Source organism: Arthrobacter sp. MOO21, from assembly GCF_057369995.2.
The window spans coordinates 1671614-1685019 of sequence record NZ_CM170671.2 but is presented as its reverse complement, the minus strand read 5'-3'; the positions used below and the strand labels follow the sequence as shown (position 1 = coordinate 1685019).

Sequence of the window (13406 nt, the reverse complement as noted above, 5' to 3'; positions counted from 1 at the left end):
CCCAGCCTACCGGGGCACTGCCACACCCAGGATGCTGTCCAGCAGCCCGTTCCGGAATTTCCCTTCCGGATCGCCGGCCGCTGCAAACGAACGGAAGTCGGCGAAGCGGGGGTAGAGCTTCTCCCAGTCATAGCCGCCTGGGGAGAAGAGCTTGCCCCAGTGCGGACGTGCGCCGAAGGGCCGCAATGCAGCTTCCAGCTCCGGAAGGAAAGCCTCGACCTCACGCTGCAGCGGCTTCCAGGTGAAATGCAGTGCGACGCTCTGTTGCCGGTAGAACGGACTCAGCCAGAACTCATCGGCCGCACCCGTGCGGACCTCCGAAACGAAGAGCAGGGGCGCAAGCCGGTCCGCGAGGGCCCGGACCGCCTGCAGGGCGGCTGGGGCGTGTGCCAGGGGGAGGATGAACTCGCTTTGCAGTTCTTCCCCCTTGCTCGGGGTGAACTCATGGCGGAAGTGCGGCAACCGGTCCAGCCACAGCCCGGGCTCGTCCAGCTGCAGGGTGCAGTTCTCCGCAGACATGTCGGGCAGCGGATGCCGCGGACGCTGGGCCGGGGTGGCACCAAAGAACTCCTGGAGCGGCGGTTCCCCATCCAGGGCCTTGAGCCAGACCTGGCTGATCGTCTCCCCGGCATAGTCCGTGAAGAGGCTGACGCTGTAGGCGCTGGAAAGTATGGCGTTGAGTTTCTCCAGGGCGCGTTCCCACGGCAGGTCCTCCAGGACCCGCTGGCGCATCCGGAAGCTGGGACGCACCGCCAGTTCCAGGCCGGTCACGATGCCCAGGGCACCGAGGCCCACCACGCTGGCAAGGAAATCCCCGCCGTCCGCCCGCGAGAGGGTCACCTGTTCCCCGGAGGCCCTGACCAGGTCGATCGACTCGACCGCACCGGCAAGGGAAGGGTTGTTGACGCCGGAGCCGTGGGTGCCGGTCTGCACCGCACCCGCCACCGAAATGTGCGGCAGCGAGGCCAGGTTGTGGATGGCAAAGCCGGACTTCTCGAGAACCCGGCACAGCGCCCCGTAGCTCACCCCGCCGCTGAGGCGCACGGTTTTACGGTCCCGGTCCAGGTCCACCTGCTGCGGCAGGGCATCCAGCAGGACGTGGACCCCGTCCGTGTCACCCACGGTGTTGAAGGAGTGCCGGGACCCGAGCGCCTTGATCCGGTCTGAGCGGGCCACCAGCTCTGCCAGTTCAGCCACGGACTCCGGCCGCTGGATGTCGGCCGAGGCGTATTCAAGGTTTCCTGCCCAGTTCTTCATTGAGTGTGGCTTTCGGGTCGGGTTGGCGTTCGGGTCCCTCCTATGTCAGCGCTCACAACCACACCTGTCAAGGAGTTTCCACTTGTTGGGCGGCCGCTCCTCAGGCTCCGGGGGACCGCTCCGGGGCTGTGGTGCGGGGCGGCGGGACGCGGCGGCTCCCGGTTGCCTCGAAGGCCGCCGCCAGATGCAGCAGGTGGGTGTCGCTGTAGGCCCGGCCGGCAATGGTCAGGCCCACGGGCATGTGGATGTCACGTGCGATACCCATCGGAACGGTGACCGTTGGGATACCGAGATGGCGGGGGACGAGGTTCCCGTTGGACACCCACACGCCGTTCCGCCATGCCAGGTCGGCGGAGGCTTCTTTCGTGTCCGCATCAGCCGGACCGATGTCTGCGGCGGCAGGAAACACCACGGCGTCCAGGCCCAGCCGGTCCATCCATTCCTCCAGGTCCACCCGGCGCGTCTCCTCGAGCCCCTTCAGCCCTTCTTCAAGGTGGGGGATGTCCGTCAGCCCCGGTACTCCGTGTTCCCGGATCCATGCGGGATAGTCGCCGATGTCGTCGTCGAATCCGTCGTACCGGTCCGGCACCGATCCCGACGGGGCCGGGAAGATCGCGGCGCCGTCCACGTCCGCCAGACGGTTGAGCGCGGGGTCCCCATTGGCCTCAAGGAAGTCGTTCCACGCCCACGCCGAGAGGTCCACGATCTCGCGCCGGAGGTACTCAGCGGACACCAGTCCGCGCGTGGCGATGGTGGGCGCACCCGGACGGTCGCCTTCGTAGTTGGACACCACCGGAAAATCGACGTCCACCACTTCGGCGCCCGCGGCTTCGAGGTCCCGGCGCGCTGCCTCCCACAGTTCGATGATGGAGGCGCGGGTTTCGATGCGTTGTCCCGTGGGGCCGCCGATACCCGGTGCCGCCGCCGTCCCGGCCTCCGTGTCCGCGTTGACGTACATGCGGGGGATGCCCAGGCGTTTGCCCGCCAGCACACCTTTGGCTGCAGCAGCGTCGGGGACGGCCAGGTCAAGGTACGACGGCGGCCGGACCGCGGATGCCGGGGGGACCGGGATCCACGGCTGGACGCGCCAAAAATCCCCGCGCGCCTCGGGATCGTCCGCCACCACGGCGTCCAGGACTTCCAGGAGGTCCGGCATGGTCCGGGCATGGGGAACCACCACGTCCATGGTGGGCACCAGCGGCCAGTTGCCGCGAACGGAGATGACGCCCCGGGAGGGAGTGTAGGCGCACAGGGCATTGTTCGACGCCGGAGCGCGTCCGGAGGACCAGGTTTCCTCCGCCAGGCCAAAGGCAGCAAAGCTCGCAGCCGTCGCGGTGCCTGAGCCGTTGGAGGATCCGGAAGCGAAAGCAGCCGTGAGGAAATCCGCGCTGTAGGGGCTCTCAGCCCTGCCATATACCCCGCGCTGCATACCTCCGTTGGCCATCGGCGGCATGTTGGTCAGCCCGAGCAGGACGGCCCCGCCAGCGCGCAGCCGTTCGATGGTGAAGGCGTCCTTCTGCGCCACCAAGTCCTTGAAGGCGGGCGAACCCGCAGCAACGGTAAGCCCGCGCGCCTGGTAGCTGTCCTTGGCTGTATAGGGAATGCCGTCCAGGGGGCCCAAGGTGAAACCCGCGGCACGGCGCCGGTCGGAAGCCTGCGCCTCCGCCATGGCTTCCGGATTCATCACGACTAGCGAGTTGAGGCATATGCCGGAGGAGTCATACTTCTCTATGCGCTCCAGGTACAGGCGCACCAGCTCTTCGCTGGTTACCTCGCCTGTTTCCAGGGCCGCCCGGAGCCGGGCGATGCCCGCCTCCACCACGTTGAATGTGCCCGGAGCAGCCTGCGTCCGGGTCTGCTCGGCGAGCCTCATGCTGCGCCTCCTGCCGCTGCCGCCGGCTGCTGCTGCGTGATGCAGTGTATGCCCCCGCCGAAGGCGAAGATGTCGCGGGCATCAACCAGTTCCACAGTCCGGCCCGGGTACGCGCGTTCAAGGATGCCCTCGGCGATGGCGTCGTTGGGGTCGTCGAAGCTGCAGAGCACCACAACATTGTTGGCCACGTAGTGGTTGATGTAGGACCAGTCCACGAACCCTTCGTCGTCCTTAAGAACCGTGGGGGCGGGGACGTCGATGACGCGCAGGGGCCGGTCCCGGGCATCCAGTTGGCCGGCCAGGACAGCCTTCAGTTGGAGGTAGACGGCGTGGTCCGGGTGGGCGGGGTCGTCCTGACGGTGCAGCAGGATGGTGCCCGGCCCGGCGAAGGCGGCCACGATGTCCACGTGGCCGCGGGTCCCGAACTCGCCGTAGTCGCGGGTGAGCCCGCGCGGAAGCCAGATCGCCTTGCTGGTTCCAAGGGCTGCGTGGATTTCGGCCTCGACCGAGGCCTTGGTGGCTCCCGGGTTGCGTCCTGGATCAAGCTGGACTGTCTCGGTGAGGAGGACGGTCCCCTCGCCGTCGACATGGAACCCGCCGCCCTCATTGACCAGCTGGCTGGACCGGACGGGAGTCGCGGCTTCCGCTGCGACGGCTCCCGCCACCAGGCGGTCCTTGTCCCAGGCGGCCCAGTCCTGCGCGCCCCATCCATTGAAGATCCAATCGACGGCGGCCAGCGAACCGTCCGCCCGGTGCGTGAACGTAGGGCCGCTGTCCCGCAGCCACGCGTCGTCCAAGGGCACCTCGACCACCGTGATGCCGTCGCCCAGCCATTCCCGGGCGGTCGTGGCATCACGCGGATCCGCTACTACCGTGACGGGTTCATAGCGGGCGATGGTCCGGGCCACCCGGGTCCAGGCTGTCCGTGCACGGTCGAGGGTGGGGCTTCCCACGCTGCCGAAGGTTTCATTGGGTGGCGGAAAGGCCATCCAGGTCCGCTGGTGGGCCTCCCACTCGGCGGGCATGCGGTGTGCGGGAGCGGCGGAAGCCTGGGAGGGGGCGGCGCTGCCCTCTGCAATGGTCGAATAAATGAATGCCATTCATTTAGTATGGACAGCGTTGTGGCTTCGCGCAAGAGGTTTCGCCTGGTTACTCCCCGGCAGGCCGGTCCACAGCCGCCAGGATGGCCCGGGCCAGTTCAGCCGGCCGGGTGAACTGCGGCCAGTGGCCAGTGGGCAGGTCCACGTACTCCACGTCCCGGATCCGGGCCAACTCCGCCACATAGGGGTGTTTAGCCGCGATCCACTCCCGGAGCGTCGCGGACGGGAACTCACAGGCGATCACCGTGGCCGGAACCTCGTAGCGGCGCTCGTCGTGCAGGTGCTGTGGGCCGTACGCCACCCCGCGGGGCTCAGGTACGGCGCGGGCGCGGAACGCCTGCCGGAGCCCGTCGTCGAGGTCCAGGAGGTCGGCATCGTCGAAACTGTCCCAGGGCGGGAGCGGCACGTCGTCGCCATCAGCCTGCAGTTCATCGTTGATGACCCCGCCTTCACCCAACGGGCCACTGTCCACGTAGATCGCCCGCAGTACCCTGTCCGGCCGCGCATCCACTGCACCGTGGATGATCGCGCCCCCGCCGGAATGGCCCACCAGGACCACCTTCCCGGGGGTGGCGTCCACGGCCTCCACCACGGCGTCGATGTGGTCCTGCAAGGTGATGCCCGCGCGCTTGGCATCCACCGACTCCTTCCCTGGAAGCGTCAGGGGGTGCGGGCGGTGGCCGGCCGCCTCCAGGGCCGGGGTCACGTCCTCCCAGGATGAAGCGTCCAGCCAGAAACCGGGAACCAGGATGATGTCCATGACCGAACCCTACTCCGCGGCCCCGCCACGGCGTCAGCGCCGCCGTTTACGGTCCTTGCCCGCGGCCCTTTCCAGCCGTTCAACGCCCTCGCGCTCTGCCCAGCGATGCGACTTCCCTGCAGAGACCACCTTCTGGTGCCACTCCCGCTGGTAGGCCCGCTGCGCGGCGACGTCCGAACGCCGCGCCAGCGATGCCAGTTCGCGCTGCATCTTCAGGTAGGAGTTCCAGCGGCGCTCCGGGAGGAGCCCGGCATCGATGGCTTCCCGGACTGCACAGCCGGGCTCGCTGTGGTGTGCACAGTCCGCGAACCGGCACCGTCCAGCCAGCTCCTCCACGTCGCCGAACATTTCGCCCAGCCCGTCCTCGGCGTCGAACAGCCCGAAGCCGCGCACGCCGGGGGTGTCCATCAGCACCGTTCCGTTGGCGAGCGGCACCAATTCCCGCGACGTGGTGGTGTGCTTGCCCTTGAAGTCGCCGGACCGGACTTCGCCCGTGTGCTGGACGTCGCTGCCCACCAGGGCGTTGATGAGGGTCGATTTTCCTGCGCCGGAGGGGCCGAGGAGCACAACGGTTCCGCCGGGCGGTATGTGCCCCAGCAGTTCGTCGATGCCGTCGCCGCTTTCGGCGGACGTGGTGACCACCTCCACGCCGGCGGCCTGCAGGATGACTTTCCCGACGACGTCGTCCGCCACCTGGGCCAGGTCCGCCTTGGTAATGACCACCAGCGGGGTGGCACCGGAATTCCACGCGGCCACCAGCGTGCGCTCCAGCCGGTTGTGCGTGAGGGGCCGGTCTACGGGCACCACCACGCCTACCGTGTCCATGTTCGCGGCGAGGACCTGCTCGGCCGATGAGTCCTCGAACGCCCGTTTCCGGCTGAGCGCGGACACGCGCGGCAGGACGGCCAGGATCTGCCGGTCGCCGGCGCGGTTGGGCCCGGTCCAGACCCAGTCCCCGGTCACCGGAACGTCTCCGCTCAACGGGTAGGGCAGGTGCAGGAGTCCGTCATTGACTGCGACGAGCAGCAGGTTGCGGTCCACGCGGACCACCCGTCCGCGTCCGGTGGCTCCGGCGCAGGGGTTCTGATCGAAGTGGTGGGCGACGGCGGGGGTGTAGCCATAAGCGGCCGGGCCGCCGGTTGATCGGGTTTTTTCAGTGTTGTCCAGGGCGTGGCCTGAAGAGTTGTGCACGATGGTTTCCTTGCGCAGGTTCCCCGGGTGCCATAACGCTATGGCGGACAGCTGCCGTTCAGGCGTGTGCAGCCGGGAGGAGGGTTGATGTGGTGGATGCGGGGCGCCCAGGGCGCGCGGCAACTACAGTCATCAAAACCACCTCCCTTCCCTCGCGGGGTTCCCGTTCTCCCGCCGGGAACGGCAGGGCGGAACCGCCACCCACTCTAGTGCCCGCCGCCGTCGGGCACCAGAGTCTGGCGCGGAAAAGCGGCTACGCGCTGGTGGCGTCCTGCACCTCGCCCACCAGCTCCTCGATGATGTCCTCGAGGAAGAGCATCCCGGTGGTCCTGCCGTCGGCGTCGAACACGCGGGCCACGTGGGCTCCGGTCCGCCGCATCGAGGCCAGCGCGTCCTCAAGGTCCGCGCCGGCAAATGCCGAGGCCAGGCGCCGGACGCGCTTGGCGGGGACCGGCCGGTGGAACTTCCCGGCAGTGGTGAGGTCCATGACGTCCTTGAGGTGCAGGTAGCCGTCCGGCTCACCCGTGCTGTTGGTGAGGATATAGCGGGAGTATCCGTGTCCTGCCACGGCCTGCTGGATGTCCGCCGGGCTGGAGGTCGTGGGCAGCAGCACCATGTCCGCCATGGGCACCTGGACGTCGGCCACCGTCTTGACAGTGAACTCGAAAGCGTTGGTCAGGGTGCCGGTGGTGTCCGTCAGCATGCCGTCCCGGGTGGACTGCTCCACGATGGTGGCTACTTCATCCAGCGTGTACGCACTGGTCGCCTCGTCCTTGGGCTCCACGCGGAAGAGCCGGAGGATGGAGTTGGCAATTCCGTTCAGCGTCCAGATCACCGGCTTGAAGACCCTGGCCACCATGACCAGCGGCGGGGCAAGCAGGAGGGCTGCACGCGTGGGGACTGAGAAAGAAATATTCTTGGGCACCATTTCGCCCACCACCACGTGCAGGAACGTCACCAGCAGCAGCGCCACCACGAAGGCCACGACGCCGATCGCCTCCGCCGGGAGGGACGTCAGGCCAAGCGGGACTTCCAGCAGGTGGTGGATGGCCGGTTCGGAGACGTTGAGGATGACCAGGGAACAGACGGTAATGCCCAGCTGGCTGGTGGCCAGCATGAGGGTGGCGTGCTCCATGGCCCACAACGTGGTTTTCGCGGCCTTGCTGCCGGCCTCGGCCCTGGGTTCGATCTGGGAGCGGCGCGCGGAAATGACGGCGAACTCGGCACCCACGAAGAAGCCGTTCACCAAAAGGAGCACCACCAGCCAGATGATGCCGGGAAGGTATTCACTCATGCGTCAGCTCCTGGGTCAGGCTGTCGATGATCCGGTCGTGCGGGCTCCGCCGCGGTTCGCCGGACGCGGAGGGGGTGAAGCGCAGCCGTTCCACGTGCATGCCGGCCACGCGCTCCACGCGGAGGGTGCCGCCGTCGACCTCCACTTCGTCGCCCAGCTCGGGCAGGCGGTCCAGCCGGTCCGTGACGAACCCGCCCACGGTGTCGTACTCGTCCCCGTCGGGGACCTCGATGCCGGTGCGGTCCAGCAGTTCGTCCGGCCGCAGCGCGGCGTCGAACGTGACGGAACGGCCCAAGCGCACAACGCTGGCCCGCGCCCGGTCGTGTTCGTCCTCGAGCTCGCCCACGATCTCCTCCACCAGGTCCTCCAGCGTGACGATCCCGGCGGTGCCGCCGTGCTCATCGGAGACGATGGCCACCTGCAGCCCCTGCTTGCGAAGCAGGTTCAGCAGGGTGTCAGCGCCCATGGATTCGGGGACCCGCAGCGGCTCGATCATGAGCTCCCCCGCGGTGACGGCGGCGCGCTGTTCAAGGTTCACGGCGAACGCCTGCTTGACATGCAGGAGGCCCAGCACGTCATCCCGGTCCCGCCCGATCACGGGAAACCGGGAGTAGCCGGTGGCCGTGGCCAGGGCAACGATGTCCTCCGCGGTGTCCGCGAGGCTGACGGCGGCCATCCGGACGCGCGGGGTCATGACGTCCGCGGCGCTGTACTCGGAGAACCGGAGGGTGCGGCGCAGCAGGGTGGCGTGGTCCAGGTCCAGGACGCCTTCGACGGCGGAGCGGCGCACCAGGGAGCTTAGCTCCTCTGCGCTGCGGGCACCGGAAAGCTCCTCCTTGGGCTCGATGCCGAACCCGCGGATGATCCTGTTGGCGGTGTTGTTGAAGAGCAGGATCACGGGCTTGAACACGGCCGTGAAGAGGGCCTGGAAGGGAACCACCATCTTGGCGGTGGCCAGCGGCAGGGCCAGGGCGAAGTTCTTGGGCACCAGTTCGCCGACCACCATCGAAAAGACCGTGGCCAGGAAGATGCCGGCCACGGAGCCGACGGCGGGGACCAGGGCTTCAGCCACCCCTGCGGACTGCAGCGGGCCGCTGAGCATCCGGCTGATGGCCGGTTCAAAGGTGTAGCCCGTCAGGAGCGTGGTCAGCGTGATGCCCAGCTGCGCACCCGAGAGGTGGGTGGACGTGATTTTCAGGGCTTTGATGGTGGGGCCCAGGCGTTTCTCGCCGCGGGCCTGGCGGGCTTCGAGGTCATGCCGGTCCAGGTTCACCAGGGCGAACTCCGAGGCGACGAAGAAGCCGGTGCCGACGGTCAGGACCAGGCCGGTGCCCAGCATGATCCATTCATACATTGGGGCGCCCCTCTCCTGTGGTGGCCGGAATTCCGGTCAGGCGGCAGAGGGGCCAGGGCATATGTGAGGGAGGGTCGTCCATATCCGGTACAACTCCGGGGCCGGCGGGGGAGTTCCCCGGTGGTGTCAGAACGGACGTTCCAGCGCCCTGCGCTGGCGTGCGGAAAGGGAGGAGATGTAACCGCAGTTGGTGCACGTGATGCGGAATTTCCGGGACACTGTGAGCACGGGGATGAAGAAGAGCGTGAACCTGGTGGCCTGCTCCTCCAGCATGTGGTGGACGAAGGCGCCGCAGTTGCGGCAGGTGGCGGCGCGGCCCTGCAGGGCCTTGGAGACTGTCTTGAAGCCAAAGAGAAGGAGCATGGCGGCCCTTTCGTGGTCCTGTGCTTAACCTCCACCCTAGGGGAGTTTGACCGCCTGTCCCCAGGGGTAGGAATGCTTCTGCACGCTGTGGGTGGAATGCGATACTTGCCGGGGACACATCCGGGCGTTGGGGGGACTTGCGGGAGATGGTTCTGGATACGGCAACCCTGCGCATTGCTTTCGCCCTGATGGCCCTGGTGCTGGTGGTGCTCTTCTACTTTTCCGCTTACCGGGCGACTCGCTCGCCGTACGCCGCGTGGTGGTGTGGCGCGCTCCTGTTCTTCCTCACCGGGTCCGGTTGCTTCCTGCTGGACGGCACCCCCCACCAGGTGTGGGCCAACCCGCTGGGGAACACGCTGCTGGTGCACGGCGGGGTTGCGGTCTGGGCGGGAGCGCGCTCACTGCGTACGGTGCCGCCGCCGAAGTGGGCCTTCACGGGCATTCCGCTGGTGACATTGGTTGCCTCCCTCCTGGACCACCCCGCCACCAACACCTGGTCCGGCGGGGCAGTGTTCCTCGCCGCCATGAGCCTCACCCTCGGGTTGACCTCCCGGGAATTATGGCGCCTGGAGCCGGGCTACTCGCGGGTCAGGATCCCCCTGGCGGCTGCTGCTGCGGGCGTTGCCTTCTTCTACTTCTTCCGCTGGCTGGTCTTCCTGGTGGAGGGCCAGGACGGTCAGGTCTTCACCACGGTCTTTGGTTCGGCCATCACCACCTTGGTGACCATGGTGCTCCTGGTGGTGGTGTCCTTCAGCATGGCGGCGCTGAGCACTGAGCAGCAGACGCGCGCCCTGCGCGTGGTGGCAACCCGGGACGACCTGACCGGCCTGCTGAACCGCAAAGCGTTCCTGGACCTCGCGGCGGAACGACTGGCCGACCCCAGCGTTACCCGGGGCTCCGGCGCACTGATCCTTGCCGACCTCGACCACTTCAAGAGGGTCAACGATACGTACGGCCACGCGGCCGGGGATTTCGCGTTGCAGGCTTTTGCCGAGGCCTGCACTGCCACGGTGCGTTCCACGGACCTGACCGGGCGGTACGGCGGCGAGGAGTTTGTCATCCTTGTCCCCGGGGCCAGTGCGGAGCGGGCCGAAACGATCGCCGGGGAAATCAGCAGGCGCCTGGCCGCCGCGGACACGCCGGCAGGCATTGAGATGCCTACGGTGAGCTACGGCATTGCGGCGTACGACGGCGGGACCTCCGACGTGGACCGGCTCGTCGCGTCGGCGGATGCGGCTTTGTACGTGGCCAAGTCCCGCGGCAGGAACCGTGCCGTCCGCAGCGACGGGTCGCATTAGCGCGGCACGGCTCCAAGGCCGGTTACTTCGACGGGAGAGCTCCAGCCTGTTCCGCCAAGGCGGTCAGCGGGACGCTTGCCGGCCGGTCAACGGTGCTTTGGACCGCTACCGTCATGCCGCTGTGCGCGGCCTTGAGGACAGATTCCATGACCTCAAGGACGTGGTAGGCCAGGGCGCCGCCGGCCCGGGGTTCCCCGCCTTCCGGGGTTGAGGCGAGATCCGCGATGCCGAACCCCCGCCCGGAATCCACGTACCCGGCGGATACGGGAAGGGTCTCCCAGTCCTCGGCGCCGAGGGAGAAGAGCTGGACGTCGCCGTCGAAGTGGTTGGGGTCCGGCACCACCAGCGATCCGCGTTCACCATGGATTTCGATGTTGGGGGACTTGGACTTCACCGCGTCGAAGCTCATGAAGAGGGTCGAGAGCGCGCCGGAGGCGTGGACCAGGATGCCCGTGACGTGGGAGTCGATGTTCACCGGCACCTTCTCACCCTGCCGCGGGCCGGATCCGATGGTCCGCTCGCTGCGGGTGTGGCTTGCCGCGCCCAGCACCGACACCACGGGGCCCAGCAGGGTCACCAGGGCGGTGACGTAGTAGGGGCCCATGTCCAGGAGGGGACCGCCGCCGGGCTGGTAGTAGAAGTCCGGGTTCGGGTGCCAGCGCTCGTGGCCCGGGGTCACCATGGTGGCCGAGGCCGAGATGGGGGCGCCGATCAGTCCGTCATCGATCGCCTTGCGCGCAGTCTGGATGCCGGTGCCCAGCACTGTGTCAGGGGCACAGCCGACGGCGACGCCCGCCTGGCGCGCTGCCACCAGCACCTGGCGTGCTTCCTCCGTTGTGGCCGCCAGCGGCTTTTCGCCGTACACGCTCTTTCCGGCCGCGATGGCCTTCAGCGCAACCTCGGCGTGGGCGGCGGGAATGGTCAGGTTGAGAACCAGGTCGACATCGTCCGCCGCGAGCAGTTCCTCGACGGACAGGGCACGGACTCCTTCATAGTCGTCGGCCACAGCCTGGGCACGGGCCGGGTCGAGGTCGGCCACGGCCACCAGCCGGACCTGGTCCAGCCGCCGGAAGTTGGTGAGGTACTGGGCGATGATGGCTCCGCAGCCAATGATTCCGACGTTCAACGGCTTGCCCACAGCAGGCCCCTTTCGATGATGGTGCGTACGTTCTGGTCCTGCAGGATTTCCACCCGGTGTCCCGGCGTGCAGACGAAGATGCGGCCCTTGCCCCACTGGCGGGTCCAGATGGCGGGGGAGGTAACTTCCCGGTGCCACGGGTCCCACTCCCGGACTTTCTGGGTGGTGGTGGCGAGGACGTCGATGTAGTCGTCCGCCAGGACCCAGTACTGCTCGGTGACCAGGTCGAAGTCCTGGATGCCCTGTGTGATGGGGTGCTCTGCGGCGGCAGGCAGCATGTTGACGGTGTACGGTACGTAGTTGTCCGACTGCTCGCCGATGCACTCGTCCGGGTGCTTCCCGGGGTGGCAGGCGAACTGTCCGCCGATCAGGTGCAGGTAGTCGGAGGTGTTCCGGTAGGAATCGGCGATCCCGCCGTGCCATCCTGCCAGGCCGGTACCGTTCTCCACGGCTGCCCGCAGTCCGGCGAACTCGTCCTTTTCGATGGTGCTCATGGTCATGCACTGCATGATCAGGTCCACCCCCGCCATGTACCCCGCGTCGGCGTAGACCTTGGGGGACTCCTCCACCCGGACGTCGTAGCCGTTGTCCTTGAGGTAGGGGATGAAAAGCTCCGTGGCCTCGTAGGGCTGGTGGCCGTCCCAGCCGCCGCGGACGACCAGGGCATTCTTACGTTCTGACATTGGGTTCCTTTTGTTTGGCTCCCGGCCTTGACCGGGGAAGTGTGGGTCAGCGGCTGGCGAAGGCGGCGTCGAAGGCTGCGGCCGGCGGCGCGATGCGGGCCAGCTCCCGCACCATGGCCAGGGCCTGCGGGGCTCCGACGAGCCGGTCCATTCCGGCGTCCTCCCATTCGATGCTGGTGGGTCCTTCGTAGCCGATGGCGTTCAGGGTCCGGAAGATGCGGTTCCACTGCACGTCGCCGTGCCCTGCCGTGACAAAGTCCCAGCCGCGGCGGGGATCCGCCCAGGCAAGGTGCGAGCCGAGGCGGCCGTTGCGGCCATCCAGCTGGCGGACCGATTCCTTGACGTGGACATGGAAGATCTTGTCCGCGAAGTCCTGCAGGAACATGACGGGATCCAGGTCCTGCCAGATGAAGTGCGAGGGGTCGAAGTTCAGGCCGAAGCTCTCGCGGTGCCCGATGGTTTCCAGGGTCCGCTTGGCGGTCCAGTAGTCGTAGGCGATTTCGGACGGGTGGACTTCGAGGGCGAACCGCACCCCCACTTCGTCAAAGACGTCGAGGATGGGGTTCCACCGGTCCGCAAAGTCCTGGTAGCCGGCGTCGATCATTTCCTGGGAGGCAGGCGGGAACATGGCCACCGCCTTCCAGATGGAGGAACCAGTGAACCCCGTCACCGTTTTCACCCCGAGGCGGGCGGCCGCCCGGGCAGTGTCCTTCATGGCCTCGGCCGCCCGGCGGCGTACGCCCTCAGGCTCGCCGTTGCCCCAGACCTCCGCCGACAGGATGCCCTGGTGGCGTTCATCGATGGGGTCGTCACACACGGCCTGGCCGGTCAGGTGGTTGGCGATGGCGAACACCTGGAGGTTGTTCTTTTCAAGGATGTCCAGCCGGCCCTGGAGGTAGTTGTCGTCCTCCGCTGCCCGGCGCGGGTCCAGGTGGTCGCCCCAGCAAGCGATCTCCAGGCCGTCGAAGCCCCACTCGCCGGCGAGCCGCGCTACCTCCTCGAACGGCAGGTCGGCCCATTGGCCGGTGAAGAGCGTGATTGGTCGTGTCATCATTGTTCCTTGGTCGCTTGAAGCTGGTCATTGCCTTTGCAGAG

At 67.6% G+C, this 13406-nt stretch carries 12 protein-coding genes; 1 reads left to right on the top strand and 11 read right to left on the bottom strand.

Translation table 11 applies throughout. The features are described from left to right. Window positions 1–6 precede the first annotated feature (6 nt). The 8 genes from AC2JAJ_RS07770 to AC2JAJ_RS07735 all read right to left on the bottom strand — a co-directional run bounded on the left by AC2JAJ_RS07770 (window position 7) and on the right by AC2JAJ_RS07735 (window position 9192). Complete coding sequence (locus AC2JAJ_RS07770; protein WP_486416278.1) at window positions 7–1257, bottom strand: D-arabinono-1,4-lactone oxidase; 1251 nt, start codon at window positions 1255–1257, stop codon at window positions 7–9. 100 nt (window positions 1258–1357) lie between these two features. Continuing rightward, complete coding sequence (locus tag AC2JAJ_RS07765; protein WP_486416279.1) at window positions 1358–3130, bottom strand: amidase; 1773 nt, start codon at window positions 3128–3130, stop codon at window positions 1358–1360. Continuing rightward, complete coding sequence (locus AC2JAJ_RS07760; protein ID WP_486416280.1) at window positions 3127–4230, bottom strand: agmatine deiminase family protein; 1104 nt, start codon at window positions 4228–4230, stop codon at window positions 3127–3129. The genes AC2JAJ_RS07765 and AC2JAJ_RS07760 overlap by 4 nt, the downstream gene beginning before the upstream one ends. Before the next feature lie 49 nt (window positions 4231–4279). Next, window positions 4280–4990 carry an alpha/beta fold hydrolase gene (locus tag AC2JAJ_RS07755; protein ID WP_486416281.1) on the bottom strand — a complete coding sequence of 237 codons (711 nt, stop codon included), beginning with the start codon at window positions 4988–4990 and terminating at the stop codon, window positions 4280–4282. 33 nt (window positions 4991–5023) lie between these two features. After that, complete coding sequence (gene rsgA, locus AC2JAJ_RS07750) at window positions 5024–6181, bottom strand: ribosome small subunit-dependent GTPase A (protein ID WP_486416282.1); 1158 nt, start codon at window positions 6179–6181, stop codon at window positions 5024–5026. Between the two features lie 253 nt (window positions 6182–6434). Beyond that, a complete protein-coding gene (locus tag AC2JAJ_RS07745; protein WP_486416283.1) occupies window positions 6435–7475 on the bottom strand; it encodes a hemolysin family protein in 1041 nt (346 codons plus the stop codon). Beyond that, the gene (locus AC2JAJ_RS07740) at window positions 7468–8829 is read right to left on the bottom strand and encodes a hemolysin family protein (protein ID WP_486416284.1); all 1362 of its coding nucleotides are present in this window, start codon (window positions 8827–8829) and stop codon (window positions 7468–7470) included. Before AC2JAJ_RS07740 ends, AC2JAJ_RS07745 begins: the two co-directional genes overlap by 8 nt. Before the next feature lie 126 nt (window positions 8830–8955). After that, a complete protein-coding gene (locus tag AC2JAJ_RS07735; RefSeq protein WP_221384473.1) occupies window positions 8956–9192 on the bottom strand; it encodes a zinc-ribbon domain-containing protein in 237 nt (78 codons plus the stop codon). Window positions 9193–9338: 146 nt separating this feature from the next. Between AC2JAJ_RS07735 and AC2JAJ_RS07730 the strand changes: the two genes are divergently transcribed. Further along, window positions 9339–10490: a GGDEF domain-containing protein gene (locus tag AC2JAJ_RS07730; protein ID WP_221384474.1), complete on the top strand. Its 1152-nt coding sequence runs from the start codon at window positions 9339–9341 to the stop codon at window positions 10488–10490. A 22-nt stretch (window positions 10491–10512) separates the two neighbouring features. On the opposite strand, the gene AC2JAJ_RS07725 is transcribed toward AC2JAJ_RS07730, so the two are convergent. The 3 genes from AC2JAJ_RS07725 to AC2JAJ_RS07715 are packed head-to-tail and all read right to left on the bottom strand — an operon-like array spanning window position 10513 to window position 13362. Next, window positions 10513–11628, bottom strand: a complete 1116-nt coding sequence (locus AC2JAJ_RS07725) for a Gfo/Idh/MocA family protein (RefSeq protein WP_486416285.1) — start codon at window positions 11626–11628, stop codon at window positions 10513–10515. Next, window positions 11613–12311, bottom strand: a complete 699-nt coding sequence (locus tag AC2JAJ_RS07720) for a ThuA domain-containing protein (RefSeq protein WP_221384476.1) — start codon at window positions 12309–12311, stop codon at window positions 11613–11615. Before AC2JAJ_RS07720 ends, AC2JAJ_RS07725 begins: the two co-directional genes overlap by 16 nt. A 46-nt stretch (window positions 12312–12357) precedes the next feature. After that, window positions 12358–13362 (bottom strand): sugar phosphate isomerase/epimerase family protein, encoded by a 1005-nt coding sequence (locus tag AC2JAJ_RS07715; protein ID WP_221384477.1) that lies wholly within the window; start codon window positions 13360–13362, stop codon window positions 12358–12360. Between the last annotated feature and the right edge of the window lie 44 nt (window positions 13363–13406).

Bases quoted from the DNA above. Each gene is read 5' to 3' on its own strand.
- AC2JAJ_RS07770 (WP_486416278.1), bottom strand. From the start codon at position 1,257: ATGAAGAACTGGGCAGGAAACCTTGAATACGCCTCGGCCGACATCCAG.
- AC2JAJ_RS07765 (WP_486416279.1), bottom strand. From the start codon at position 3,130: ATGAGGCTCGCCGAGCAGACCCGGACGCAGGCTGCTCCGGGCACATTC.
- AC2JAJ_RS07760 (WP_486416280.1), bottom strand. From the start codon at position 4,230: ATGGCATTCATTTATTCGACCATTGCAGAGGGCAGCGCCGCCCCCTCC.
- AC2JAJ_RS07755 (WP_486416281.1), bottom strand. From the start codon at position 4,990: ATGGACATCATCCTGGTTCCCGGTTTCTGGCTGGACGCTTCATCCTGG.
- AC2JAJ_RS07745 (WP_486416283.1), bottom strand. From the start codon at position 7,475: ATGAGTGAATACCTTCCCGGCATCATCTGGCTGGTGGTGCTCCTTTTG.
- AC2JAJ_RS07740 (WP_486416284.1), bottom strand. From the start codon at position 8,829: ATGTATGAATGGATCATGCTGGGCACCGGCCTGGTCCTGACCGTCGGC.
- AC2JAJ_RS07735 (WP_221384473.1), bottom strand. From the start codon at position 9,192: ATGCTCCTTCTCTTTGGCTTCAAGACAGTCTCCAAGGCCCTGCAGGGC.
- AC2JAJ_RS07730 (WP_221384474.1), top strand. From the start codon at position 9,339: ATGGTTCTGGATACGGCAACCCTGCGCATTGCTTTCGCCCTGATGGCC.
- AC2JAJ_RS07720 (WP_221384476.1), bottom strand. From the start codon at position 12,311: ATGTCAGAACGTAAGAATGCCCTGGTCGTCCGCGGCGGCTGGGACGGC.
- AC2JAJ_RS07715 (WP_221384477.1), bottom strand. From the start codon at position 13,362: ATGACACGACCAATCACGCTCTTCACCGGCCAATGGGCCGACCTGCCG.